This window comes from Pedobacter sp. SYP-B3415, from assembly GCF_004138205.1.
Lineage (GTDB): Bacteria > Bacteroidota > Bacteroidia > Sphingobacteriales > Sphingobacteriaceae > Pedobacter.
In genome coordinates this window covers 149,665-175,875 of sequence record NZ_RXNQ01000032.1, presented here as the reverse complement: position 1 = coordinate 175,875, position 26,211 = coordinate 149,665, and the positions used below count along the sequence as shown (strand labels likewise).

Sequence of the window (26,211 nt, the reverse complement as noted above, 5' to 3'; positions counted from 1 at the left end):
CTTTGGCTACATAAACAACCGTAAAATTAATACGCTTTAAGTTTCCTGTACGCAGGCATTTTATAGTTTTGAATATGGATTCCAGACGCGAGTTTTTAAAAAAGGCAGCCCTGCTATCGGGTGCCGCAGGTCTATCGGGAATGCTGCCCGCCTCCATCGAGCGGGCCATGGCCATTACAGCAGATCCGGGCACCAGCTTTTATGATGCCGAACATGTTGTTTTCCTGATGCAGGAGAACCGGTCATTTGACCACCTGTTTGGCAGTCTGAAGGGCGTTCGCGGGTTCAACGACCCCCGGGCAATACGCCTGCCGAACAACAACAAGGTTTGGCTGCAGGATGCAAAAGATGGCAAAACACACGCGCCTTTCCATGTAGATATTCAGAAGACGAAGATTACCTGGCAGGGCGGTTTACCTCACTCCTGGTCCGATCAGCTTGCCGCACGAAACGGCGGACACTACGACAAGTGGGTACCGGTAAAATCACTGATGAGCCTGGGGCATTACAAGCGTAGCGATGTGCCATTCTATTACGCACTTGCAGATGCCTTTACCATCTGTGATCATTATTTCTGTTCTTCCTTAACGGGTACCACGCCAAACAGGCTTTTCTTCTGGACAGGCACAGTACGACCCAGACAAACCGGTGCGGCTATGGCCGTTGTAAATAATTCGCAGGCGGAGTCGCGCACCAATACTTTTATTGACTGGCAGACCTTTCCAGAGTTACTGGAAGACAATAACATCAGCTGGCGTATTTATCAGAATGAATTGTGGACCAGCAACCTGAAAGAAGGGAAAGACGAGTGGCTGGGCAATTATGGCGACAACGCCGTTGAGTATGTGCGGCGGCACCGGGTTAAACTTTCGGCCTGGTTCAGAAAAAACGGCGATCCGACCGCGAAACCTCCGCTTAGTCCCGAGCAGGTTACGGCGCGGTACGAACGGCTGAGTCAGCGCGAAAAAAATTTGATTGATAAGGCATTCAGCACAAACATCGACAATCCTGGTTATCTTGAGCTTGAACCCTATACCTTCACAAATGACAAGGGCGAAAAACAGACTATCGATTTGCCAAAGGAGGACATTTTCCACCAGTTCAGAAAAGATGCAGACAACGGAACATTGCCGATGGTATCCTGGCTGGTGGCTCCCGAGCGGTTTTCTGACCACACAAGCGCGCCTCTATATGGCACCTGGTATGTTTCAGAGGCGCTCGATATCCTGACACGCAATCCGGAGGTATGGAAAAAAACGATCTTCATTTTGAACTATGATGAGAACGACGGGTATTTCGACCATTTGCCTCCATTTGCAGCGCCCCGGCATGATGATCCTGAAACAGGTCGCGTAACACCCGGCATTGATGCCAGACCTGATTTTGAATACCGCAAAGGCAGCCCGATCGGCCTTGGGTACCGTGTGCCCATGCTGGTGGCCTCACCCTGGAGCCGCGGAGGTTATGTGAACTCCCAGGTTTTTGACCACACTTCGACACTGATGTTCCTGGAGAACTTTTTAAGTCGCAAAACCGGTCGCAAAATCTACAATCCGAATATCAGCAGCTGGAGACGCGCGGTATGCGGCGATCTGAGCTCTGTATTTCGTCCATACCAGGGCGAGAAACTCCGCACACCGGCCTCACTCAGGCGCGATCAGGTGGTAAACGCTATTCAGAATGCCCGGAATAAACCCGAGCAGCTTACCCCCGCAGCACTTAGCGACATTGAAATAAAAAGTTACAATACGTTATTACCCTTTGATAAAAAGGCTCTTGCAAGAATGAGCCGACAGGAGAAAGGCAGCAGCAAAGCCTGTGCACTGCCCTATGCGCTTTACGCAGACGCGGGCGTCAGCAACGGAAAACTTAACATACAGATGGAGGCTGCGCGTTACAATTTCGGTAACGTTACGGCAACGGGTGCGGCATTTCAGGTATATGCACGCAGCAGTTATGGGGGCGAAACCGGCAAAAACCGGGATTATGCGCTCGAAGCAGGCTCAACTCTTGAAGACAGCTGGGACGTCGGCGCCTTTGCCGATGGCCGTTATAACCTGCATCTGCACGGGCCGAATGGTTTTTTCAGAGCTTTTACCGGCGACGACCACGACGCCCCGCTCCTGGTTAGCTGCCGCTATGAAAAAGGAAGCCTGCTGCGAACCCGCTCAACCGGAAACCTGGTGTTGATCCTAAAAAACGCCGGAAACCAAACCTATCGGGTGATCTTGCAGGAAAGCACCTACAACAGGCGACGGCTGGAGATTCCGGTGCCCGCAGGCGAGGAACGTGCGGTGCCCTTTAACCTGCAAAGCAGTCACGGCTGGTATGACATCAGCCTCAGCCTTGAAGAAGGAGCATGGTCACGCCAGTATGCCGGACATGTGGAAACAGAGAAGGAGTCGATGACCGATCCGTATATGGGTGGTCAGGCTTAAACAAAAAAAAAGCATCCGGTACTAAACCGGATGCTTTTGCGTGTATGATGGACACAAAGCTGCAGCTTTGTGGATGTTACTAAGAGAAAATTACGGCTCCTGTAATTACCGCGGCCAGCAGTGCCAGCATCACGATGCGGTCTATTGTGACCCACTGACCTTTAGTAAGTTTTTCTTGCTTCTTGCTTTCTTCCAGGCTCCTCTGCCTTGCATATCCCGGAATAACGGTTCCCAACTTTGCTAACATAACAGGTGATGTTTTTCTTACTCTGTTACAAACAGGTTGCCAGAATTTCAGACACCCGATAAACTGTTGAAAACTCAGTAATTTTTGTTAAAATCAAGGTTATTTATCACTTTTTTGTTTGTAAATCAGGTATTTGCCACGTAATTAGAGCCAGGCGCACTCTTGGGTGTGTCACGATTTCGGTACAGCCCGAAGCTCCGCGCGCATTAAAAACACATTGTAGGGTTTCCACATGGACATAAGAAAATAAAAGCCATGTTTGTCAAGTTGAGGATGAATGAACGCTCCATATAGTCCGGGATAGCGTCGCGCGTCTGCCAGTACCTGTTCTGCAGACCACGGTCCGGTAAGTGCTGAAGCCCGGCGCAGAACCAGCGCATGTCTTTTTTCATTTAAATAGGTCAGCAGCCAGCATCGCAAGTGTGGGTGCCAGATTACAGAAAGCTCACCGGCAGGCGCATCAAACAAGTCTGTCGCTTCATCTTCGCGGTTGGTTACCCATCCTTTTTCTTTATTCCAATACGCCCAATGCGCTTTTGATGCGAAGTTTTTCTGCTTCACGCGTGCCAGCCTGATGCGTCCCCAGCGACCAGCAGGCGTTGCTAACGTATAAATATAATCGCCTTTTACCGCAAACCCGCCTTGCGCAAAATTACTCCCTGCATTAAAAGTAAAGTTCCTGACTCTTTCCCAGGTCCTGCCCAGGTTGGCTGATGTATACAGGCCGGAGAAGTTTGTTATCCATCGCCCCGGCCCAAGCCACTTTCGTACATCCATGTATTGAACATATTCTTTGCCCGCTGCGTGAATAGCGGCCGTTGGAATAGTGGTATGACTGCCTTTACCATCTGTGGTATGCGGGCTGAATATTACTTCTGCAGCGCCTTTTTTACCCGGCGAAGAGAACATATCATCAATGTGAAGGCCATCTTCAAGCCCGGAGTCTGAGGAAAAGGCAAGGAGGTTGGAGCGCCAGTTCCCTGCCTTGCCGGGCCCGCCCTCAGGCACCGGGAAAAACTCAGTCCCATATGAATCGCCGAACCATAGGCCTACCTTGCCATCTCCCATTCTCCAGGCTATTCCCAGATCGGTACCGCCCAGATCGAAGCGTGCAGCCGTGTTGTTTGGGTTCGGAAAGCGCTCACCATTGATGCTGTTGCCGGTAACCCGCGAAATGCGTGTTACCCGGATTGTATCTGACTGCCCGGCCCGAAGTTCCGTACTCGAAAAGACGGTCATTAACAAGAAGACATAGGTTACTAATCGATGCATAACATACTTAAACGTTTAAGCTCAAAGCTAGTAATTTCCAGCTAATTGCGCGGCCACAAGAAAAAGCCGCTCTGAAACCAGAGCGGCTGTATGATATACTGTTTCTTGCAGAACGCCGGATGCTGATCCTGGCGGCTGCATTACTTCCGAACCCTGACCGGAAAGGGAGGCCTTACAGGTTGTGCCGGCGGGTTTTGCCTGAGTTCCTCCATGGCAATACTGATGGCTTTCTCAAGCTGCGGGTCGCGGCCTGCGATTACGTCGGCGGGTGTTTGTTCAACCTCGATATCCGGGGCGACACCCTCATTTTCGACAATAAAACCATCCTTGGTCCAGATAGCCACGTTTGGTGCTGTCAGGCTTCCACCGTCGAGCAATTCGGGAAAACCGAGAATGCCGACCAGTCCGCCCCATGTCCGTTTGCCGACAAGTGTACCTACCTTAAATTTGCGGAACATCCAGGGAAGCATATCGCCGCCTGATCCTGCTGTTTCATCGGTAATCATAATCTTTGGTCCCTGGATGGAACCGCTTGGCGTTTTCAGGTCCATGCCGTAGCGCATATGCCAATGCGCCTGGTAGGGGTTCTGGAGCAGATTGATGTAATAATCGGCCAGCTGCCCGCCTCCATTGAAACGTTCATCGACGATCACGGCCTTCCGGTTTGCCTGCGGAAAAAAGTATCGCTTAAAGTAATCATGCCCCTCTCCTGCTGTATTCGGAACATACACATAGGCAACCTGCCCGTTGGTGGCTTGCGTTACCTTTTTCAAATTTCCTTCTACCCAGTCGCGGTTGCGCAAAGCCGCTTCGCTGGTAATTGGCACAACTTTTACCACGCGCGTGCCTGTCCCATTGACATTTGACGAAAGGGTAAGTTCTGTAATTTTCCCTGCGGTGTTCTCGAAGTATTCATACAGATTTTCTTCCGCCCGCACTTCACGGCCATTTACGGCCAGCAGGTAATCACCAACATGGGCATCAACGCCGGGCTCGGTCAAAGGCGACCGCAGATAAGGTGTCCAGTTCAGTCCGCCGTAAATTTTCCTGATCCGGTAACGGCCGTTCTGCACTTCATAATCAGCACCAAGCAGGCCACCATTGATCCTGCTGGCGTTATTTAAATAGTCGCCCCCATTGGTGATGTAATGGTGTCCAACGGCGAGTTCGCTGCACATCCATTGTATCAGTACGTTCAAGTCATTACGGCAAGCAAGATCCGGCAGAAAAGCCGCGTATTTTTTCTTCATGGCTACCCAGTCGGCTCCGTGCATCCCCGGGTCATAAAAATAGTCTCGGTTCATCCGCCAGGCTTCATCGAACATCTGCTGCCACTCAGCCCGCGGATCGATCTTGACCTGCAGCACATCGGTATTCAGCATGCCCTTGCCCGGTTCGGGCTTCTCGCCGGCATTGCTGATGTAGTACCGCCCGCCTGCGTTGTATATCATCTTTTTCCCATCGGCAGACAAGCCATAGAAATACATGTCCATCACTTCGCTATCGCTGCGTTTGGTAAAGCTGTAGCGATGAAGTTTGGGAGCGCCGTTGCCCGGCATTTCGATATACAACAAATCGCCATTGGCCGCAACGCCGAGGTTGCCGAAGTTCGAGGGCCCCAGGGGCAGGTCGATGATCCTGTTTTCTATACCTTCCCAATCAATTTTAAAGGCCGGGTTGCTGGTTGTGGTTGTCGTTCTGACGGTTTTTTTGCCTTTGCTGGTCGTCGTTGTTTTTTCTACAGTAACCACTTCCGGTTTAACCGGTTCCTCGTCATTCTCGCGGAACAACGGTGAAGGGGTAGATTTTTGCAGGGTAACCAGGTAAATGGAAGCGGTTCGGCGCATGTCTGCGTTTGATTGGTCAAACCAGTTGACGACCGGGCCTGCGTCTGTCGACGCAAAGAAATAGAGAAACTTCCCGTCGCGGCTAAATTTCGCTTCGTCAGCATCACTCAGGCCATCTGTAAGCGCATAACTTTTGTTTTCATCGGCAGACCAGAGGTAAATGCGCCTGAAATTTGTTCCTGTGATTACCGTATAGGCCAGCCATTTGGAATCGGGCGAATAGTCCGAAGCCATATCATGGAAAGCGCCCGGCGTGTACACCTCATCAGCAGCCACCTTTCTGATCCGGCCATCCGATACGCTCAGTACATACAAGTTGCGCCCATTGTCTACGTAACTGATCAATTTTCCATCGGGCGACCATTTCGGATAAGCATAAAAGCCTGTACCTTCCAGCTTAAAATCTTTGACAGCCCCTTTCCCATCCTGGGATTTGATGTGCAGGCGATATTCACCCGAGGCATCGGTCAGGTAGGCAATCCACCGGCCATCTGCCGACCACGCCGGGTGTTTTTCATGGGTGCCGGTGGTTTGTGTCAGGTTGCGGTAGTCGCCTTTTTGCGCAGGCACCGTGAGAATATCGCCACGGAAGCCGATAACCGCCCTTGAACCCGACGGCGAAACATCTGCGCTGCGCACGTACGCGCTGCCGGTGGCGAAACGCTCGCGCAGTTCCAGCAGATCTGCTGCAATTCCGATCGTCAGTTTCCTTGCCGTACCCGGTTCAGGATCAAACGTATGCAGGTAACCTGCCTGCTCAAAAACGATCTTGCCGCTTCCGGCCGAGGCATTGAGGATCGGAAAATCGGTATAGAAGGTCAGCTGCTTTACAGCTTTCGTATTCAGATCATAGGAAAACAGGTTGAACTCGCCGTTGCGGTCGCTGCGGAAATAAATAGTTTGTCCCATCCACATCGGTCCGCTGTCGTTGCACCCTCCGGCAGGCTGCGGAATCTTAACGATGCTATTATCTGCAAAATTGAACAGCCAGATATTGGCGATTGAGCCGCCCCGGTAGTTTTTCCATTGTTTAAAGGCATCGGCGATGGGTGTATAAGCCATGAACTTGCCATCAGGCGAATAGGCTGCATGAAACGCATTGGGAATCTTCAGCTGAAATTCCTGACCTCCGGTTACGGGCACGGTGAACAGCTGCGTGTAGCGGTTGTTTGAGGCCGCGCGGGATGAACTGAACAGTACAGATTTCCCATCGGGCGAAAAGCCCCGAACCAGATCGTTGCCCGGGTGCCAGGTAAGGCGTTTGGGTACACCACCTGCCGCCGGCACCACAAATACATCTGTGTTGCCGTCATACTGTGCACTGAAGGCAACCAGTTTCCCGTCTGGCGACAGGTAGGGATTGCTTTCGGCGCCGCTACTTACGGTTAACCGGCGGGGCTGGCTGCCATCGGCATTAGCCACCCAAAGGTCTTGGGCATAGATAAAAGCTACGTTGCCACCACCAATGGTGGGCTGCGACAGCATCCGGGTGTCTTTGGTGTCGACGGCAAAAGCCATTACAGGCAGCGCGGACAGGATTCCGGCCACCCTGATCAGGGGCAAAAATAGTTTTCTTAGCATATAGCTGGTCTGGTTTATATAGAGGACGATGATTTCAACAGAAAGGTAGCAAGTAAATTCGAAAAATTTTAGCCCCTTTGGCCCTGGCGAGATCTGTTTTCAAAAAAACCATTACATTTGTTTCACCAGACTTCGTAGCTCAGTTGGTAGAGCAACAGACTCTTAATCTGTGGGTCCTGAGTTCGAGCCTCAGCGGGGTCACAGAGTGACAAAAGCCATGCGCATGCGTGGCTTTTCTTTTATGCGAAGCAGAAAAGCCTGAGGCGAGAAGTTTATCCCGAGGAACCGAGGGAACGCTCAGCGGGGTCACGGAGTGACAAAAGCCATGCGCATGCGTGGCTTTTCTTTTATGCGAAGCAGAAAAGCCTGAGGCGAGAAGTTTATCCCGAGGAACCGAGGGAACGCTCAGCGGGGTCACGGAGTGACAAAAGCCATGCGCATGCGTGGCTTTTCTTTTATGCGAAGCAGAAAAGCCTGAGGCGAGAAGTTTATCCCGAGGAACCGAGGGAACGCTCAGCGGGGTCACGGGGTGACAAAAGCCATGCGCATGCGTGGCTTTTCTTTTGTGCGAAGAAGAAAAGCCTGAGGCGAGAAGTTTATCCCGAGAAACCGAGGGAACGCTCAGCGGGATCACAAAATGACTTACCGTAAGCCCAACGTACTTTGATTACGGTTCTCTTATTTATAACTGTATTGACTCTTTCTATTTCCATTCAAGTTCATTTGAACTAATTTTAGATAATCTATGAAATGGATCACAAGAGAAAAACCGAAAATTGACCGCATCGCCTGTCCTTGGCTGATTAAACGCTTTATTGATGCGGATGCGGAAATCATTTACGTTCCGACTGACCAGGTAATTGCTAAAGCACTTGAATTGGACGCAACACCGTTTGACATGCCGGAAGTAGAATACAGCCATTATGATGACCGTTGTACATTTGATTATTTCATCAAAAAACATCGGTTAAAAAATGCCGTATTCTAAGACTTATCAAAATTTTTTTTGAACTCGGCGACATTTATAAATGCCAGAAATCTTTGAGTTGAACTCTCTAATTTATTGATACAAAAATTTAGAGTATTCGTACTGACTTTTACCAAAATTATCGGCCAACTCTTTAAAACGATTATTTTTTTTATCGCTGCCAAACATGCAAAAAACGCTTCTAACACTCTTGTTTTCTAAAACTGGCAAGAGATTTTCTGGCTCCTGATTTTGAGCCATCGTGTATATGAATTCTGTTAACGAAGAAGCGGTTCTTAAGCTATCAACCTTATTCAATCCTTTCAAATTTTCAAGTTCAAGGCGTTTAAGCTTGTTTAATTTATTGAAATCAGGAAGCTCTTTAATATTCGGAAGAGATTGAATAAACAAGTGTTGCAAAGCTGTTAAATCAGAAATGAATGTTATATCGGATAATTCTCTTACTTGCCAGAGTTCCAGGTATTTTAAGTTTGGAAGAGATTTTAACGCGTTAAAATCTTTGATTCCCCCCAATTTCACATCAACCGACCATAGTTCTTTTAAACCGCTTAAAAAGTTTAAGTTTGGAGTTGAAATAGATCTTAATGTAATTTCTTTCAATTTCTTCAAAGAATTAACAGCATCTATGCCTTTTGACTGTGCTTCGAGATATAGCTCTTCCAGATTAACAAATCTCGCGATCGCATCAATCTTCGGTTTTTTTGACCGTGTTTGATGTAAGTAGAGTTGTTTCAAATTTGGATTGATTTCATATAGAAAATCAAAATTGTCCAGTTCAAAAATTCCAACACCTAGAGTTTCAAGGTTTTTTAGCTCTGTGACAACTTCAATTTCTTTCGCATTTCTGAGACAATCCGCAGAGACCTTTCTTAATGATGGCATTTGTCTTAGGAAGCTTAAATTGCATTCTTCCAAATAATGGCCGTAAACCCTTAATGCGATATCTGGTCGCTGAGAAAAAATAACATCGTCTAATAAGCCAATTTCTTGTTCGTCAAGCGGTGAAGAAAACTGAATTGACGAAGTGATAGGATCATTCGCCAATGGTCTTAGGTCTTCTTTTTTAAAGCCTTTGGAAACTTCGTATTGCCCAATAATCTTGTTAACAGCATGTATAGCCATATTTGAAGAGTAATAGTTTAGGTGATAGTCATTGATTCAACAAATATACTATTATGATTATCAAGCTTAAACTACAGTGGCCTTTAGCGAAATTATTAGTTTCTTAACAAACATTTCATCTTATCACTCTCACAAAGTTCAGTTCCATTCAGAACCTGTAAAGGGTATATAAACAGCTTCGTCCGCTACGCTACCTTCGCTGCCCTTTACAGAACCTGCCTGGAAGCTGCTGCGGTGTTTAAGCGTTAAGATGCTACCAAACTAAGCTGCATATTTCGCCAATTCAACATAACCTGATTGTCGGTTAATAAGAGCAAACATGCGGGCGAGAATCTTATTACGAAGAACATTTATCGTACTCATCTTGCTTTTGCCTTCGCTTACTCTCCTCAGGTAATATGCTCGTAGCTCTTTGTTATGAATGATAGCACTGATTGCAGCCAAATGAAGCAGCTTTTTAAGCTGTTTATTAGCCAAATGGCTAACCTGCGTTTTTCCTCTGACGCTTGTGCCGGACGTATGTTCAAAAGGAGCCGTTCCAATATAACAAGCGAACTTTCGCCAGCTGGTAAAACGGGTAAAGTTATGGGTACTTGTAATCATATTCGCTGCAATGACAGGCCCAATACCTTTCATGCTGGTTAGCAGGTCATAGGTCTTCTTTAAAGAAACATCACTATCAATAATACTTAATATCTGCGCATCTAAGCTTTTGATCTGCGTGGTCAAGTGACCGATCATGCTTTTATAGACCTCAAACATCTCAGCATTGTCGGCTATCCCTAGTAACAAACGCTGTTCTTTTAAAGTTGCTTCGAAGCCGCCCCTGTCACGTACCAGGCGGTCGCGCAAGGTCAACAGCGTTTGAAGTTTGAGTATACTTTTTGCTGGCAATACGGATGGTTTGATATCGTCCCGGTGTAGCCAGGCATAATTAGCAATGCGTTTGGCATCAATAAAATCGCTTTTACCTCGGTGCATACCCAGTGACTTCTTGATCTCCAATGGAGAAATCATTGCGAATGGAATATTGGCTTCCTGTAAATGAATAGCTAGTCCAATGCTATACATGCCCGTATGCTCAAAGCATACTATAATACCACCGTGATCGACGCTTGGAAGAAGTTTTTTAGTCCATATTAATAGCGCTGTGAAGCCCTTGATATTATTAGCAAACGTTTTGCAAGCATTGCTGCCTCGCACATGTGCATCAATAGTCAGCTTGGAAACATCTACGCCTACAAAATTTGAGAAGTTCATAGTTCGTCAGTTTAAGAATAAAAAAACCCGTTAAAAGATATGCCGGTGACTAATGCCTTTATAAGACCTTAATGTCTACTATTCTAACTGGTCACGACATGATCCTGTGATTTGGAGCAGAGACTAATACGGCGCATAGGTCATTAACCTAGCCCTTGACTGAGTTCACCCTGATCCTTATCAACAAGATAGTTACTTTTAACTAATGACAAATCTAAAGGCCCTTGACAAAATAGCCGCTATCGTCCGGGGAGCGGATACTGACCGCCATGATTTTGCGCCACAGTCAGCAGGACTGGAAGCAATATTTTCGGGGCTGGCTTACCATAGTTCTGATGACCAGGAATTACTCGCGTTCGGAATGCGCATATATGATGGCTTGTATAGCTGGGCAAAGCACCTTTACAAAAAAAAGCATACGGAGGCCGGGCCTGTAGAGAAAATGTTATTGGAGATATATAATAAATATCTCCAGGATAACAAGGGAAAGAAAGCCCCGGTCTGGGCAAAAGAACTCAAAGAAATGATACAAGATCAGATGGACACTAATATGAGCTTAAGCTTGCAGCAGGTGTCTGACGAACTGGAGATCAACCCTGCTTATCTGTCAAGAGAATTTTCCAAATACTTCGACAACCTTTCGTTCGGAGACTATATCCGCAAAATCCGAATTGAAAAGGCAATGCTGCTGATGGAAACTACAAAATATTCTTTGACGGAAATTGCGTACCTCACGGGGTTCTCTGACCAAAGTCATTTTAATAGGATCTTTAAAAAGCAGACAGGAGAAAACCCATCTGCTTACAGGAAAAAAGCCCTGAAAGGTAAAGAGGATACAAATAGTTAAATCCGTACAATTTTACCACTCTCTGGTTGTTCAATATTGCAGTTCGATACCATGACTGCTAATGAAAGTAAAACAAAGAAAAATCCAGCCTCTTTACTCACTTGCCGGGATCACTACATATTTCCTGAAACTCGGTACCTGGGGATTTGGCGGCCCTGTAGCCCTTATCGGTTATATACAGCGTGATCTTGTTGAAAATAAAAACTGGCTAACCAAAGAAGAATACAAAGAAGGACTCGCGCTGGCGCAACTGGCACCAGGCCCGTTAGCAGCACAGTTAGGTATTTATATCGGCTTTGTACATTATGGTCTTTTGGGTGCCACGCTTACAGGATTTGCCTTTGTACTACCATCTTTTATCATCGTGGTATTATTAGGAATGGCATACAAAGTGTATGGCGGACTGGCCTGGATGCAGGCGGTATTTTATGGCGTCGGTGCAGCGGTAATTGGCATCATTGTGATGAGCGCTTACAAGCTGACTGTTAAATCCATTAGCAGATTTGAACTGCCGGAAATGAAATCCAAATGGCTATTGTGGCTGTTCTATGTCCTCGGCATTGTGGTTACCGTCATCACCGAACAGGAGGAAGTAATGTTGTTCCTGGCCTGCGGTATTTTGTATATGCTGATCAAGGCACCGCCGAAATGGATTAAAAAACCGACTGCGCTGCCTGCCGGGATACTAGTCAGTACAGGCTTTTGGAATTATGAAGGAAAAACCTTAGAGGAGATCGGCTGGTTCTTTGCCAAAGCCGGGGCATTTGTGTTCGGTAGCGGCCTTGCTATCGTGCCTTTTCTCCACGGCGGTGTGGTTAAGGAATTTGGCTGGCTAACCGAAGGGCAATTCGTTGACTCAGTAGCTGTGGCGATGATCACGCCGGGGCCGGTGGTTATCACTGTTGGTTTTATCGGTTACCTTGTCGGCGGATTTCCGGGAGCCTGCATTGCTGCCCTGGCTACTTTTCTGCCTTGCTATTTATTTACCGTAACTTTAGCGCCATTCTTTAAAAAGATTGCAAAGAACCCCAGTATCAAGGCATTCGTAGACGGTATTACCGCAGCAGTTATCGGCGCATTGGTGGGTTCGGTAATCGTGATCGGTATGCGATCCATCAAAGATATTCCAACTATCCTGATCGCCATAGCGGCGGTACTGGCACTCCTGTATATTAAAAAATTGCAGGAGCCTTGTATCATTGCGGTCGCCGCTGTTATCGGTTTGCTTTTTAAGTTCATTTAAACTACACTTATGCTCATATCATTTACCTATCGTACTATAGCAGTATTCTTATTCGCTTCAGCAATAGTTTTTTCAGCAAAAGCACAGCAGACCGAACAAGCCCACACATACCCGAGAACAACAGGCTATTTTAGTATAATGAACCCAATCGGGACATGGAACAAAGACGGGTTTCATGACAACTTTTCAGAGGTATATACCATTATCTTCCCTTTTGGAATGAACATACTGAAAAGCGATAAGTTCGGGATAAGCTTCGAGGTAGCGCCCGTCATTCGTACAGAGCATTACATTCCAAAAGTTAGTTTTGTATTGTTTCATCCGGGAGCAATGTTCCGCTTTAAGCATGGCTTCACTTTTATAGGCCGTATAGCCTTTGAGACCAATGGCCGCTTCGGATTCACGCCGGTCTTTAACCAGGTGATTAAAAAAGGTAAAGATGCCAGCCTGTTCTTATCTGCTCCCTTTCCTGTTAGATTTGGAAACAATCAGCCAGCTTCTTTGACCACAGGCTTACAGATAGGCGTATCATTTTAGACAACCTATTTTCCTTAGATCCTCTATAAATCGGCTGGAAAATTGCACCTCTGGCTTCACGGCGTGACAAAAGCCATGCGCCTGCGTGGCTTTTCTTTTATGCGAAGAGAAAAGCCTGAGGCGGGAAGTTTATCCCGAGTAACCGAGGGAACGCTCAGCGGGTCACCTGTCTAAGCCGCCTTTAGATAGTTTTTTTTATCGCTGAAGCGAGAAGTTTTCCCGGGGGAACCGCGAACCCGGCTATCGCTTTTTTTTATACTTCGTTAGCCAGGGGGGAAATTCGATGAACCGATGTGATTGCCGGGAAAGCTGGGACCTGCGAAGACCTGGATAACGCAGATTCCTTCAGCAGGTGGCTCCGGGCAAGGCTGATCAATCACTGTTGTCCGGGGAAAGTTTGCGAAAGGCTATGGTTCTTTGGTTTCCGTTAGACGTGAGGCTATGGTATCGAACCGCTCACCGCCGCGGGGGCTCCTTCTTTTTGGCGAAACAGAAGCAACCTGAGGCATAGCCGAAAGCGTTCCTACCATTAAAAACCACATACAAGACATGAACAAACGCTCCGGCTGTGTATCTCTTCTTGCATAAAAGCATCAAAAGTCCTCCGGCGGCGGGAAAAGGCCCGGATTATCCCTGCGCCATTCCGTTCCGGGCTGGTTCCCCTCCTTGGTTCTTCCCAACCTCCTTAAAACAGTGCAAGACTTTTAATACTTTTCTGCGGCGAGAAGATACAAGGCCGGTCCGCACCTATCAGTGGCAGTAATCAGGCTAAACCGCCATCAAAACCACCGCCTGTACGTAAAACCCGCAGACATAGAATACAGGGGGGCTTGATTCAGAAGACTCAGGCAAATACTGCTTGGAGACTGTTCAGAAGGATCTTACTTCATTCAGCCAATTTTTAGCGGACAACAATGGCTGATCAATCCTGAATACGGTCATTATTTGCCCGTTGACTAAGTCGCCGCCCCGCTAATCTGGAAATTCAACCTTAAAGCCAATACCACGCACCGATTCGAACCTGATACGCTCATCATCCTTAAAATATTTGCGCAGCCTCGTCATAAACACATCCAGGCTTCTGCCAAAAAAATAATCGCTCTCGCCCCAGAGCTTTTCCAGAATTTCTTTGCGACTTACAACTTTATGATTGTTTTGGCTCAACAACAGCAAAAGCTCGGTCTCCTTTTCGGTAATGGTCGTAGCACTACCGTTGAAAACGATTTGATACTGCGATGGTAAAAACCTGTAACTTCCAATCTGAATAATCGAAGCCGGCTTATTTGTTTGTCCGCGTTTCAAGATGTTTTTTACCCTCAGCAATAACTCTTCAGGCTCACAAGGTTTGGCAATATAGTCTTCCGCACCCAGTTTTAAGCCTAAGATCCTGTCTATGCTTTGCGCTTTGGCAGTTAGAAAAAGAAAAGGGATGTTGGTATGCTCACTAATGGCCTTAGATAACTCGAAACCGTTCATTTCGGGCATCATCACATCTACAATCGCCAATTGAATGCCCTCCAGCGTCTCTAAGTTTCGTAAAGCATCCAAAGGGTTCGAAAACCAGGTAATTTGAAAGCCGGAAAACTCAAGATATTGTTTTAAGACCAGTCCTAAATCAAGGTCATCTTCTACCAATAAAACATGGTTACGCATTAGGCAAAGAGATGTTAAAGGTTACGCCATTTGCCGCATTTGATGTGAGCTTTATGAGCCCCCGGTATTTATCTACGATGGTCTTGACAAGGTGCAAGCCAAGTCCGAGACCATGTATTTGCAGGTTCTCGGGGCGGCTGACCCTGTAGTATTTGTCGAAAACATAAGGCTGTGCCTCCTCTGGTATGCCAATGCCGTTGTCGCTTACTTCGATAATAATGCATTTTTCAAAGCGCAACTGTACCTTAACTTCAGTGGCCTTGTATTTAACCGAATTTTCTACCAGGTTGTTCAATATCTGCTCAAAATCATTTTTAGGAAGCGTCTGATTATCACGATATTGAATAGTGATACTTAGTTTGACCTGCCCAAACCTGCTTTGAAGGTCGGCGGTAAACGCTTCAAGCTCGGCCAGCGAAAAGAGCTTGCTATCGGAAGACCCACGATATACGGAAGCTGCCACGTTTTCCAGACGTTGAATTTGCCGTTCCATCAGTTTCTTAGAATCGTTGGCGGGCATGGCCGCAACAGTGAACTTCAGCGTGGTTATTGGGGTGTTTAGCTCATGGGCAATTGAATCTATCGAGGTGTAAAGTTCATTTACCTTAAGTTGCTGCAAGCGAAGATTTTTTTGAGTTCTCCAAAACAAGTAGGTTAACAAAACCATGATTGCGAGGCTGACGGAAGATAAAGGGAATATCTTTTTGATGATCAATACTGTGATGTTCAGCAATTCGGCCGATGTTCTGGACCGGATGGTATAGTGATAATGCTCATCTACCTTAAGCTCGGTATTTCTTTCTGAAAAGTTTGTATCCCATTTTCCTTCAGTAAAAACAATTCCGTTACTCACCGGTGCCTGGGTTCTAAACAGCACCAATGACGATCCCGGCTTCAGCAATTCCGCTTTGCTGTTTTCGTCAATTACGGAGTAAATCTCACTGCGGAGCCCAATTTCCAACCCCGTCCCGGAGCTCTGCTTCGCCAAAATAGAATCGACCTGTTTTTCATAATAATTTTTGAACGCGTACCACTTTTTCCTTTCAGTAAGTTTTTGATTCATAAACTGCTTACTCGAAGAAAGCTTTTTCAAACTCAGGATCAACGCATCCTCGCTTGCTTCAGTTTCATACTTTTCAAGCTGCACCAGTACTTCGCTTGCAATGGTTTTAACCTGTTGGTTAAGCTCTTTTTTTTGCAGCACATAGGCATTGTACACATAGTAACTTTGCAAAATAATCAGCACCAAAAAACTGACTATAAAGAGTAAGGCGCTACCGGTTTGCTTATTCATTAGTCAAAACTACACTTCTGCGTGCATTCTTGGCAACGTTAACCCTCCATTAACCTTTCATTAACGCAATGCCTATGGTTTTCGCCGGAGTTTTGCAGAAAACTAATGTAAATGAATAAGTACCTACTGGCTTTAATCTGCCTGCCTTTCGCTGCTTTGTCGCAACAAGCAGACACAGCTCAAAAATCTTTAAAGAAGGATTCGTCTATTGTGCTCAATACCGTGCATATCAACCATAAAAAACCGATGTTGAAGCGCAAAGCTGACAGGCTTGTCTTCAATGTCGACCAGACACCGTTACAAAATCTGAATGGATGGGACATTTTAAAGAACACCCCGAATGTCGTCATGAAAAACGATCAGCTTTCGGTGCAGGGCAGTACGCAGATTGTTATTACCATTAACGATAAGCGAACATTGATGAGCCAGGAACAGCTGAAACAATTGTTAGAGAACACCGATGGCAATAGCATCGATGCGGTAGAAGTGATTACCAACCCACCGGCCAGGTACGACGCACAAGGCGGCGCCGTGCTCAATATCAAAATGAAACAAAACCAATTGGCAGGCTATAAAGGCCGGTTATCTGGTCGCTACCATCAATCTATCTACGCCAAGGGCAGAATTGGCCTGATGCAGTCCTTAAACCTGAAAAAGTGGCAACTGAGCGGCGACTATAATTTTGTATCAGGAGATTATGTAAGGAAGAATTTCGATGTGGTCACATTCGCTGAGGATCGAACGCGTTGGGAAAGCGATATGGTGAGAAAAACGAAGTCGCATGCGCAACATGCTTATAATTTTTCGGCGCAATACAGCATGGATACAACTCAACATATACAATTTGGCTTTGACGGAAGTCACAACCCCGCCGCTATCGGCAATTACAATGTGCCTACCAACATTTACAATACGCTTACCAACCAGGTAGAATCCAGCTATCAAACCCTGAACGATCGGCACCAGAGCTATGGCGGCATGAATGCCTATTTGGCCTACGACAAGACGTTTGGTGCGCATAAGCTGACCTGGTCTAACGTTTACAGCAATAACCATCACAGAGAAGGCCAGGATGTAACAACTTATTTCCGCTTCATCAACCAGCCTCCAGGTAATGATCGTTTCGCCAGCCAAAACCTGCAGCTGATTAATTTATATGCCTCGCAGGTAGATTACCGGCTCGACCGCCAAAAGCTAAGTGTTGAAAGCGGAGCAAAATACAGTTTTGTAAGTACGCAAAGCGATATGAATTTTTTTGCCAGCGACAAGCAAGAACTGGTGCCAGACCCTGCAAGAAGCAATGCATTCACCTACAGAGAAAACATTCTCGCTATGTATGCATCTGTAAATTACCAATGGGAAAAATGGGAGGCCAAGGCCGGTTTAAGGTCAGAAACCACCTTGATCAAAACGATCTCTGGCAACCCTTTTATAGCAAATAGAACCAGCACTACTAATTTGTTCCCCACCCTGTACCTTATGCATAAATTTGCTGAACATCAGCAATTCGGCTTTTCTTACGGGAAAAGAATTAACAGGCCAAACTACAATTTCCTCAACCCGTCTAAATCTTACCATAATTATTATGCTTACTTTCAGGGCGACGCCACTTTGAAGCCGACTACCATACATAACTTCAGTACCAGTTATACCTTAAAAGATTGGAATTTCGAAGTCTATTACAGTCACAGGAAAAATCCGTCGATGGAGATTTCTGTTCAGAATCCGGAAACTTTTGAAACTGTTTATAACTACACCAACATTGAAAAAAGCAATAACCTGGGCGCTAATCTTTCCAAAAGCCTCTCGGTCGCTAAACAATTGAGAGTGAACTTCTACGCGATGTGCGAGTATAATGACGATTATTTTGTCGGTGTGGATAAAGCGTTGTATAAGAATAAAAACTTCTTCTACCACGGGAATATTTCCAGCCAAATTACTTTAGACAAAGCGAAAACCTGGGACTTGCATATGTCTTACGTGTATAATTCCAGGTCTATACAGGGGTCCTTCAATATCACTTCTTCGCAAAACACCAACATCGTGCTTAACAAAAAACTGTTTTCCAAAAAATTTGAAGCGGGGCTGGTGATCAACGACATTTTCAAAACAGACAACAGCATTGTGTCTGCTAAATATGCGAATCAGAATCAATACTTTACAGACTATAGAGATACGCAGTATTTCATGATTAATCTAAAATATAATTTCGGCAATCAGAAAGTCACAGATGCCAAAACAAGGACAAAGACGGCTGAACAGAATAGGATGTAGTCGTTTTTATGTCATTCTGAAGATAATAGACACGTTACCGCAGAATGGTAAAGACAGGGCGCAAAAAGACGAGCAAATCTTTAAGCTTTAGTTCCCTATCAGCATGGCTGGCCCCTCATCGGTTTATTTATTGAGATTAGGTACTGAACTGCACACAGGCCGTCAAGCACATACTTGCCAGGGGTGAGTAGATTTTGTTACTTGCTGCGTTTCAGTACGGTATCACATCTCTTGTAATCAATGCTCCATGATTGCGTTTCACCGAATACGCCATAGGCACCGGATAAAACTGAAAATAAACATGCCTTTTTGATAATGTCAGCCCTCCCCCGGGCTATCCAAGCCGTTGGTCATGAGCCGCGCATCATCAACCAAACGCATTTTTGCCTGTCAGATGACAAAAACGAAAAAGTCTGCCGGCATGAAGCCGGCAGACTGAGCACATAGATGTCGGGATATGGATGATTAGTTTCGCGATAGCTTGAGCTGAAGTCCGATCTCGAACTTGCTATAGCTAAAGTTTTGAGGGTCGCCTGTAGCTGACCGGTACATGCCGGTGATACCCAGCGCATCTTTAATTCTTACTCCGGCTCCCGCGGTAAAGCTTAGATCGCTATGATAGAGGCCCATGATGCTTAATTTTTCCTGCAGAAATGTCAGGTTAGCTCCTGCATCAAACAAAGCTTCGTATCCTGCAATTTTTCTGTAAACGAACTTCGGTTCAATACCAAGCGGATTCACTCCGTCGAGATTTAGTTTCGATTTGTAGCTCGCTGCGGCGAAGATCATGCCGCGGTTTGACAGCCCCTCCATCGTATAATCTCTGAAAAAACCCATAAAGTTTGGTGCTGATGCCTGGAGCGTCAGCTTTCCATCCGTATAGGATATGCCGAGGTCGCCGTCAAAATAGTTACCGCGATCGTTAAAAGCGGCAACACTTGGATCGTTCGCGCCACCAACCATATCTCCGGTACTTAGACGCTCACTCATGAGTCCGGCCGAAATTCCAAAATTCAATTTGGCGTCATTGGCGTTTAGTGGAAGATGGTACGCATAGCTCACCATTGCGCGGGTGCTGCGAAATACACCTACCTGGTCTGTGTAAACGTTGAGACCAACACCCATCTTTTCACCAAGGCCGTATTCAGCGGTCAATGAGGACAGGTTCGGGGTTTGTGCAATCTCGGTAAACTGCCGGCGATAAGCCAGGTTGAGATTCAGACCCTCAGTTAAACCGGCCATCGCCGGATTTGCAAAGTACTGATTGGTGAAGTACATATTGCCAAGCTCACTCAGCTGCGCTTTCACTGGTGCGCTTGCGGTCAGCGCCATGCCTATGCCGAGAAACAAGCCGAAATACCGGCCTGGCTTACTATATTTTTTAATGTCTAGCATTTCTTTCTGTTTTGATTTCTTTACATTATTAACTACCTGTCGCGCACAAGAAAGAGCGCACCCTTTGCGTCAGGAATGCCTGGCCAGAACCTGATCACATAATAGTATGTTCCTTCAGGTAGCGGTCTGCCTTCAAAGGTTGCATTCCAGTCATTCTTATAATTGGCCTGACGAAACACCATTCGACCTGTTTTGTCGTAGATCAGCACCTCGTTTTTTTCATAATAATCCAGATACTTAATGGTCCAGGTGTCATTTATACCATCTCCGTTAGGAGACAATACATTGTTTGGAATAACTGTAGGTGTACCCTCTACATCGCTTTTGGTGGTAACGGTAAAGTTTGCGGTGTAAGGTGAATTCGCCACCGCACCCAGCGAACGCATGCGATACGTATATTTGACGCGTGCATTCAGATTTTTGTCTGTATACGTTGTGACGTTTGAACCCAGCGTTGCGATGCGGGTAAACGCCGCACCCGCAATTGAACGCTCCAATTCGAATCCAGTAGCGTCCTCTACGGCCTTCCAGTCAATTTTAATCTCAGTTTGAGAAAGAGCGCTACCGCTTGGTTCAGGCGCAAGCGGAATCGCACCTTCCAACAGGCGCCATTCAGAAGCCTGAAACAACGTCGCCCCGTTAATGGCAGAAATAGTTAGCCTGTAATAGAGATAAGGGGTGGTGTTGGCAATTTTAAAGTACCGGGTCTGTTTCCGCGACTGGAAGGTTTCGTTTGTCCTTGTGTCAAGCAGGGTCCAGGTTGTCCCGTCATTTGAACCTGACAGCGTCCAGCTCTTAGGATCGCGTTCTGGCGCATCATCACCAGAGGTAAGGGTATACTGTCCGCAAACCGCAGCCACACGGCATTGCCACTGCATCCAGGTACCTGAAGCGAAATTAAATAGAAGGAATTTCGAGTTAACATTGTTATCGACGAATTTGCTGGAGTTTTCACCGGCATTTGAGTTGTCGGCAGAAACGGTTAATGTTCCTCCGCGGCTGATGATATCCTGTGCTGATGCCTGCCAGGCAATAGCCGGCAGTATCAGGCATAGAAGAAGTTTGATATATAGTTTCATAATTTTCGCGCTTTAAATTTATCTGCTACCAGCCCTCGTTTTGCTGAAGATTGGGATTTCTGAGGGTTTCATCCTGAGTAATAGGGATGACATACATTGCATTTCTCCAGAGGCGGTCTTCGACTTTAAAGATGGTGTATTCATAACCGTCAGGAGCGCCGGCCTTTGGCGCTGCCTTCATGCCGAAGATTTCTTTTTCTGTCGTTTCGGCAATTTTCCAGCGGCGAACATCCCAGAACCGGTGATTTTCGAAAGACAATTCAATGCGGCGCTCATTTCTGATACGCTGGCGCATTTGATCCTGGGTAAGCCCGGTAGGAAGGTTTGGCTGACCGGCCCGCGCACGGATCCGGTTAACGTAGGTGAGGATCTCCGGGTTTCCTGGGTCATATTCGTTCAGCGCTTCTGCATAGTTGAGGTAAATCTCAGCGAGGCGAAAAACGATACCATGAACATTCCGGCCTGCGCCCTGCCCGATCGTAATCGCCTCGTCGGTAAGTTTGCGCAGGAAGTAACCGGTACGCGTGCGGTCTGTTGCCGTACTTTGTTCGTCTCTGCCACCCGGCTGTGTTTCAATTGCGCGTCCCTTGAATTGCGCTCTGTTGTAGAGAATGTCTGTGTAGAAACGCGGGTCTCTGTTGATATATGGTCTTGCCGGATTATAAAGCGGAGAGGTGCGGATCGACAGGCCATCGTTCATTTCATAGTCGTTTACGAGGTTCTGTGTAGGCGCTGCGCCAGACCAGCCGCCATTCCCGTTCGAAAAGATATACTGATCAAGGGCCTGACCGGTAAAGTCATTCATACGTACCCAGATCACCTCTTTGCTCTGCAGGGTGGTGCTTTTAAACATGTCCTGCCGCAACGCAAGCGTGGGCTCGAGCGCATATACCTCGGCACCGTCTTTATTACGAAGATCAATGACCGCTTTTGCAGCTGCAGCTGCACGCTGCCATTTAACAGGGTCTGATGCTGTGTTGTTACTGCTTATATCAGGGCGCGCCGAAGTCTTACCTGCGATGGCCCACAGCGGACTTGCTGAATAAAGAGTCATGCGGGACTTCAGTGCGAGGCAGGTACCTTTTGTTACCCTTCCCGCCTGTGACGCCGGGTATTCAGTAGGCAGGCGCTTGGCTGCTTCGTCGCAATCCTTTGAAATCTGCTCAACACACTGATCGTACGTACTGCGCGGTTTGTTCAACTCGTCTATATCGGTTGGCAGCATAGTTTTGGTCACGATAATCGCCCCGCCGAACTGGCGAAGCAACTCTGCAAGAAAGTGTGCGCGGAGGTAATAAACTTCGCCGATCCTGTTTTCCAGATAACCAGGGTTATTGGGATCGTCCGGGGTATTGTATTTGGCAATACCTTCCAGGATAGAGTTTGCCTGTCTGATCGCAACATAATTATCGCGCCATGTGTTTCCGATTGGGTTATCATTTCCTGACCACGAACCATTGTTAAAACGCATGGAAGCCATCCATGTTGAAGCATCTTTTGATTCGTCGGTTGCAGACGACATGTTGTAACCTGCCAGGTAACCGTAAACCCGCGGCGTACGGCGATACAGGTTATTTATGACCAGGTCGGTTTGATTAAAACTTGTGAATATATCGACATCCTGCTGCTGTGTCGTAGCGGCACGGTCCAGAAAGCCTTTCTTACAGGATGTCATTGTCAGACCGGCACACAAGGCCAGCCCCATCATTGTTATTATCTTTTTCATCTTAAATTATCCGTTAAAAATGAACATCAATACCGAAATTCCAGATTTTTTGAATAGGGTACATGGCTCCGTTGCCGTCGCCCACTTCAGGGTCTACCTGAAAATCTTTCAGCTTATCGAACGTCAACAGGTTCATACCGTTTGCATAGATGCGGAAGTATGACAGTCCAAGCGGCATCACCCATTTCTGCGGCAGCATATAACCAACTTCGGCATTTTTCAACCTCAGGTAACTTGCATCTCTGACCCAGAAAGATGAAGCACGGTGGTTATTTCCATGTGCACCGGTATGCAGTCTTGGGTACGTTGCCGTCCCGGCAGTTTCAGGAGTCCAGCGCCCAAGGTGGAAAGGCTTAACCTTACCCTCCTGGAAAAATTCGTAGGCAGCTTCATTGTTCAGGATAACATCGGCATTTGTAGCTCCCTGGAGCAGGAGTGTAAAATCAAAACCTTTATAATCCAGACCTAGCGAAGCACCAAACATAATCTCTGGCGTGCGTGCATATCCGATCCGGGCTTCGTCAAATGACTGCTGTACAAATGCATATTCCGGTCCGGTAAGTTTGCGGTACTTCATATCGCCGGGGCCGTATGCAGAGAAGTTCTGCGCCGGGCTGTTGGCAATATCAGTCGCATCGCGGAAGAAACCGTCCCAGATCAGGCCAAATTTAGTATCAATGGGATTGCCCGTACGGACCATCCATGGATAAGCGCGCGGCACCTCATCCTGATAAACAATCTTGTTTTTGGTGATTGTCATGTTCGGTTTGATAAAGTATGTTACTTCACCAACCTTTAGTTTGTGGTTAAGCTCAAACTCCATACCCCAGCTGTCTACAATTGCAATGTTCTGAGGTTTGATACCCTGACCAAATACATCTGACAACGTGTTCCTGCCGGTAAGAATGTCGCTGCGGCGCTGGGTAAAGGCATCAACGGTGAAACCGAGTTTATCTTTGAACAGCATCGCATCGATACCGACATTCACCTGACGTCCGCGCTCCCATGTCACACCCTCATTACCTACCGCTCCCTGAGCCCAGCCATTCGCCTGACCGGCTCCGGTTCCGAACCAGTATGGATCTGCACCTGCCCATGATGTAAACCATAGGAAACGATCTGATGTCGCATCGTTACCAACTTCACCATACGAACCGCGTAGCTTCAGCATGGATACCCATGGTGCACTTTTTTTGATAAATTCTTCTTCAGAGATATTCCAGCCCAATGAGATCGCAGGGAAAAGGCCGTAACGATCCTGAGTCGGGAAGTTTTCAGAACCCTGATAGGCTGCGTTCAGCTCAACAAGATACTTGCTTCTGAAATCATACGTTACACGGCCAAGAAAACTCTGATACGCATAAGGAATTCGTGAGTCTTCCCTTCTCAGCTGCCTGTTCATCAATGCCATTGCGGTTAACGTGTGGCTGCCAAATGAACGGTTCCAGTTTGCAGCGAGTTCCGTATAGGTTGTACGCGTAGCGCCCCCGCCGTTGAAGCTTCCGTTGGGATCAATCTTGCTATTCTCCCCTCTTTGTGTATAGCTTTGAATCTCTCCCGCATTGTTATAGTTTGGCTGATACACTGCGTAGTTACGGCCATAAGTTACACTTGGCCTGTTGGTGTTATCATAGGAGAATGATCCCTTCAGGCTAAGGTTCTTCGTTATGAAGTCAAGCTTACGGGTCAGTGAGAATGTACCCTGAACAGTGGTGTTGTTAAATACCCGGTAACCGCGGCTGGTCACCTCGCCATAAATGTTGCTGGTAAAAGTACCGTTTCCGAAGAGCGACCCATCCGGGTTAAAGATCGGGTAGATCGGCGCCATCCGGTTTGCCAGGTTCATTACCGTGCCTGCAGATGTGTTCGGGTCATTCCTGTTGGTCAGGATACCTGCAACGTCTACCCGTGCTATCAATGTAGGTGTAATGTCTACGTCGACGTTGGCACGGAGGTTATAACGCTGCATAATATTATTCGAGTTATACCCTTCAGGATTATTTTTAGTAAACTTATAATTACCCTCCTGCATGTTGTAACCGGCAGATATAAAATATCTCGCCGTTTGCGAGCCGCCCGAAACGTTCAGGTTACCCTGGCCCACTTTAGATGGCTGCATGATGAATTTGTAATAATCGGTGTTCGGCAGGCTCCCGTTGCGATAACCTTCTAATTGTGCATTTGTAAAGCTGGGCTGACTGCCGTCGTTTACAAGTGCCTCATTACGCAAACGTGCATAGTCATATGAACCGAGATAATCCGGAAGCCGTGTTGCTTCCTGAATACCCAATGACGAGCGGAAACTTACAACAGGAGCACCGACTTTTCCGCGTTTGGTGGTAACAAGCACAACACCATTGGCGGCACGCATACCAAATGGTGCAGTCGCAGCAGCATCTTTCAGGATGGACAAAGATTCGATATCGTTCGGATCAAGATATTCGAAACTACGTTCAACGCCATCTACGATGATGAGTGGCGTCTTACCGTTCAATGTTGCAAGACCGCGAATATAAAGCGTACTGGCATCAACGCCCGGTTCGCCGCTTCGCTGGGTGGTCAGCAAACCCGGCAACCGGCCGGCCAGGGCATTACTCAGGTTAGATACCGGACTCTGAACAAGTTCTTTGGTGGTAATGGTTGCAATTGAACCCGTAACTTTTGCTTTTTTCTGCTCGCCGTATGCGATTTTTACAACTACCTCTTGCAGCGACTCGCTGGTTTGTGTCAAAGTCAGGTTGATACTGCGTTGTTTGCCTACAGTCACTTCCTGACGGTCGTAGCCAATGGCCGAAAAGATCAGCACAGCACTTTCAGAAGGAACCTTGATGGTAAATGTACCGGTTGAGCTCGTGCTCACCGCCGTCTGAGTTCCGGAAACGCGGACTGTAACACCCGGCAGCGGCTCTCCGTTTGCCTCCTTTACAATTCCTTTTATCGTCAGGTCATCCTGGCGGCTCGCGCCGGAAGATGCCGGTGCTGGTTTTGGAGCAGTGTTTCTGATAATAATATAGTCCCCTTGCACTTCGTAAGCGAGTGATAAGGGCGTTAACAAATCAGACAGGACTGCAGACAACGGCTTCCTGGTCACATTTAAGGACAAATTCCGTTTAATATCTGTTACATCCGTCTTGTAAATAAAGCTGAAGTCGCCAGCTTTTTCAATGGCCTGCAGCGCTGTTTCAAGCCTTACATTGGCTTGTTTGACTGTGATCTCCTTATTCAGCCTGACCTGTGCACTGACGGTGGCGGCAAGCGCTCCGCTAATCAGACACAGGCCTAGTGAGAGCTGCAAGATCGACATTCTCATCATCAAGAGTAAAGGTTTCTTTCTCATAGATCTGGTTTATTTGGTTAAAATTTTGAAAAAAAGGTCTCTGTCCGGCCGTAAATACGGCCGGTCAATTG

17 protein-coding genes and 1 tRNA gene are annotated in these 26,211 nt (G+C 47.0%); 7 read left to right on the top strand and 11 right to left on the bottom strand.

Features of this window, described 5'->3' with window-relative positions:
* Positions 1-74 precede the first annotated feature (74 nt).
* Positions 75-2,438 carry a phosphocholine-specific phospholipase C gene (locus EJV45_RS12680; protein ID WP_129716056.1) on the top strand — a complete coding sequence of 788 codons (2,364 nt, stop codon included), beginning with the start codon at positions 75-77 and terminating at the stop codon, positions 2,436-2,438.
* Between the two features lie 79 nt (positions 2,439-2,517).
* Here EJV45_RS12680 and EJV45_RS19500 read toward each other — a convergent pair whose 3' ends face one another.
* The 3 genes from EJV45_RS19500 to EJV45_RS12670 all read right to left on the bottom strand — a co-directional run bounded on the left by EJV45_RS19500 (position 2,518) and on the right by EJV45_RS12670 (position 7,385).
* Entirely contained in the window at positions 2,518-2,685 is a 168-nt protein-coding gene (locus EJV45_RS19500; RefSeq protein ID WP_165305057.1) for a hypothetical protein, read from the bottom strand.
* Positions 2,686-2,856: 171 nt separating this feature from the next.
* Positions 2,857-3,957 (bottom strand): DUF4185 domain-containing protein, encoded by a 1,101-nt coding sequence (locus EJV45_RS12675; protein ID WP_129716055.1) that lies wholly within the window; start codon positions 3,955-3,957, stop codon positions 2,857-2,859.
* Between the two features lie 140 nt (positions 3,958-4,097).
* Entirely contained in the window at positions 4,098-7,385 is a 3,288-nt protein-coding gene (locus EJV45_RS12670) for a S41 family peptidase (RefSeq protein ID WP_129716054.1), read from the bottom strand.
* A 128-nt stretch (positions 7,386-7,513) separates the two neighbouring features.
* Between EJV45_RS12670 and EJV45_RS12665 the strand changes: the two genes are divergently transcribed.
* Together EJV45_RS12665 and EJV45_RS12660 are read left to right on the top strand one after the other, a co-directional pair.
* A tRNA-Lys gene (locus tag EJV45_RS12665) sits at positions 7,514-7,586 on the top strand.
* 544 nt (positions 7,587-8,130) lie between these two features.
* Positions 8,131-8,373, top strand: coding sequence for a chromate resistance protein ChrB domain-containing protein (locus EJV45_RS12660; RefSeq protein WP_129716053.1), 243 nt, complete (start codon positions 8,131-8,133; stop codon positions 8,371-8,373).
* Positions 8,374-8,445: 72 nt separating this feature from the next.
* On the opposite strand, the gene EJV45_RS12655 is transcribed toward EJV45_RS12660, so the two are convergent.
* Complete coding sequence (locus tag EJV45_RS12655) at positions 8,446-9,495, bottom strand: hypothetical protein (protein ID WP_129716052.1); 1,050 nt, start codon at positions 9,493-9,495, stop codon at positions 8,446-8,448.
* A gap of 261 nt (positions 9,496-9,756) precedes the next feature.
* On the bottom strand, positions 9,757-10,755 hold the full coding sequence (locus tag EJV45_RS12650) for an IS110 family transposase (RefSeq protein ID WP_129716051.1): 999 nt from the start codon (positions 10,753-10,755) through the stop codon (positions 9,757-9,759).
* A gap of 205 nt (positions 10,756-10,960) precedes the next feature.
* Here EJV45_RS12650 and EJV45_RS12645 point away from each other — a divergent pair, with 205 nt between their 5' ends.
* From EJV45_RS12645 to EJV45_RS12635, 3 genes are all read left to right on the top strand, one after another.
* Positions 10,961-11,602, top strand: a complete 642-nt coding sequence (locus EJV45_RS12645; RefSeq protein WP_129716050.1) for a helix-turn-helix domain-containing protein — start codon at positions 10,961-10,963, stop codon at positions 11,600-11,602.
* A gap of 61 nt (positions 11,603-11,663) precedes the next feature.
* On the top strand, positions 11,664-12,845 hold the full coding sequence (locus EJV45_RS12640; RefSeq protein ID WP_129716049.1) for a chromate transporter: 1,182 nt from the start codon (positions 11,664-11,666) through the stop codon (positions 12,843-12,845).
* 138 nt (positions 12,846-12,983) lie between these two features.
* Entirely contained in the window at positions 12,984-13,382 is a 399-nt protein-coding gene (locus tag EJV45_RS12635; RefSeq protein WP_129716048.1) for a hypothetical protein, read from the top strand.
* 972 nt (positions 13,383-14,354) lie between these two features.
* Here EJV45_RS12635 and EJV45_RS12630 read toward each other — a convergent pair.
* Positions 14,355-15,035: a response regulator transcription factor gene (locus EJV45_RS12630; RefSeq protein WP_129716047.1), complete on the bottom strand. Its 681-nt coding sequence runs from the start codon at positions 15,033-15,035 to the stop codon at positions 14,355-14,357.
* Entirely contained in the window at positions 15,028-16,329 is a 1,302-nt protein-coding gene (locus EJV45_RS12625) for a HAMP domain-containing sensor histidine kinase (RefSeq protein WP_129716046.1), read from the bottom strand. The genes EJV45_RS12630 and EJV45_RS12625 overlap by 8 nt, the downstream gene beginning before the upstream one ends.
* Positions 16,330-16,440: 111 nt before the next feature.
* On the opposite strand from EJV45_RS12625, the gene EJV45_RS12620 reads away from it, so the two are divergent.
* Positions 16,441-18,603: an outer membrane beta-barrel family protein gene (locus tag EJV45_RS12620; RefSeq protein WP_129716045.1), complete on the top strand. Its 2,163-nt coding sequence runs from the start codon at positions 16,441-16,443 to the stop codon at positions 18,601-18,603.
* 465 nt (positions 18,604-19,068) lie between these two features.
* Here the strand turns inward: EJV45_RS12620 and EJV45_RS12615 are convergent, their stop codons facing one another.
* From EJV45_RS12615 to EJV45_RS12600, 4 genes are read right to left on the bottom strand one after another with little or no spacing between them, the layout of a single operon-like run.
* Positions 19,069-19,998, bottom strand: a complete 930-nt coding sequence (locus tag EJV45_RS12615; protein ID WP_129716044.1) for a PorP/SprF family type IX secretion system membrane protein — start codon at positions 19,996-19,998, stop codon at positions 19,069-19,071.
* A 32-nt stretch (positions 19,999-20,030) separates the two neighbouring features.
* Positions 20,031-21,077, bottom strand: a complete 1,047-nt coding sequence (locus tag EJV45_RS12610) for a gliding motility-associated C-terminal domain-containing protein (RefSeq protein WP_129716043.1) — start codon at positions 21,075-21,077, stop codon at positions 20,031-20,033.
* 25 nt (positions 21,078-21,102) lie between these two features.
* The gene (locus EJV45_RS12605; RefSeq protein WP_129716042.1) at positions 21,103-22,803 is read right to left on the bottom strand and encodes a RagB/SusD family nutrient uptake outer membrane protein; all 1,701 of its coding nucleotides are present in this window, start codon (positions 22,801-22,803) and stop codon (positions 21,103-21,105) included.
* 13 nt (positions 22,804-22,816) lie between these two features.
* Positions 22,817-26,140: a TonB-dependent receptor gene (locus tag EJV45_RS12600; protein WP_129716041.1), complete on the bottom strand. Its 3,324-nt coding sequence runs from the start codon at positions 26,138-26,140 to the stop codon at positions 22,817-22,819.
* Positions 26,141-26,211 lie beyond the last annotated feature (71 nt).

Coding starts and splice junctions, on each gene's coding strand:
- EJV45_RS19500 (WP_165305057.1), bottom strand. CDS start 2,685: ATGTTAGCAAAGTTGGGAACCGTTATTCCGGGATATGCAAGGCAGAGG.
- EJV45_RS12600 (WP_129716041.1), bottom strand. CDS start 26,140: ATGAGAAAGAAACCTTTACTCTTGATGATGAGAATGTCGATCTTGCAG.
- EJV45_RS12675 (WP_129716055.1), bottom strand. CDS start 3,957: ATGCATCGATTAGTAACCTATGTCTTCTTGTTAATGACCGTCTTTTCG.
- EJV45_RS12645 (WP_129716050.1), top strand. CDS start 10,961: ATGACAAATCTAAAGGCCCTTGACAAAATAGCCGCTATCGTCCGGGGA.
- EJV45_RS12615 (WP_129716044.1), bottom strand. CDS start 19,998: ATGCTAGACATTAAAAAATATAGTAAGCCAGGCCGGTATTTCGGCTTG.
- EJV45_RS12620 (WP_129716045.1), top strand. CDS start 16,441: ATGAATAAGTACCTACTGGCTTTAATCTGCCTGCCTTTCGCTGCTTTG.
- EJV45_RS12670 (WP_129716054.1), bottom strand. CDS start 7,385: ATGCTAAGAAAACTATTTTTGCCCCTGATCAGGGTGGCCGGAATCCTG.
- EJV45_RS12650 (WP_129716051.1), bottom strand. CDS start 10,755: ATGAACTTCTCAAATTTTGTAGGCGTAGATGTTTCCAAGCTGACTATT.
- EJV45_RS12635 (WP_129716048.1), top strand. CDS start 12,984: ATGAACCCAATCGGGACATGGAACAAAGACGGGTTTCATGACAACTTT.
- EJV45_RS12680 (WP_129716056.1), top strand. CDS start 75: ATGGATTCCAGACGCGAGTTTTTAAAAAAGGCAGCCCTGCTATCGGGT.
- EJV45_RS12655 (WP_129716052.1), bottom strand. CDS start 9,495: ATGGCTATACATGCTGTTAACAAGATTATTGGGCAATACGAAGTTTCC.
- EJV45_RS12610 (WP_129716043.1), bottom strand. CDS start 21,077: ATGAAACTATATATCAAACTTCTTCTATGCCTGATACTGCCGGCTATT.
- EJV45_RS12640 (WP_129716049.1), top strand. CDS start 11,664: ATGAAAGTAAAACAAAGAAAAATCCAGCCTCTTTACTCACTTGCCGGG.
- EJV45_RS12625 (WP_129716046.1), bottom strand. CDS start 16,329: ATGAATAAGCAAACCGGTAGCGCCTTACTCTTTATAGTCAGTTTTTTG.
- EJV45_RS12605 (WP_129716042.1), bottom strand. CDS start 22,803: ATGAAAAAGATAATAACAATGATGGGGCTGGCCTTGTGTGCCGGTCTG.
- EJV45_RS12630 (WP_129716047.1), bottom strand. CDS start 15,035: ATGCGTAACCATGTTTTATTGGTAGAAGATGACCTTGATTTAGGACTG.
- EJV45_RS12660 (WP_129716053.1), top strand. CDS start 8,131: ATGAAATGGATCACAAGAGAAAAACCGAAAATTGACCGCATCGCCTGT.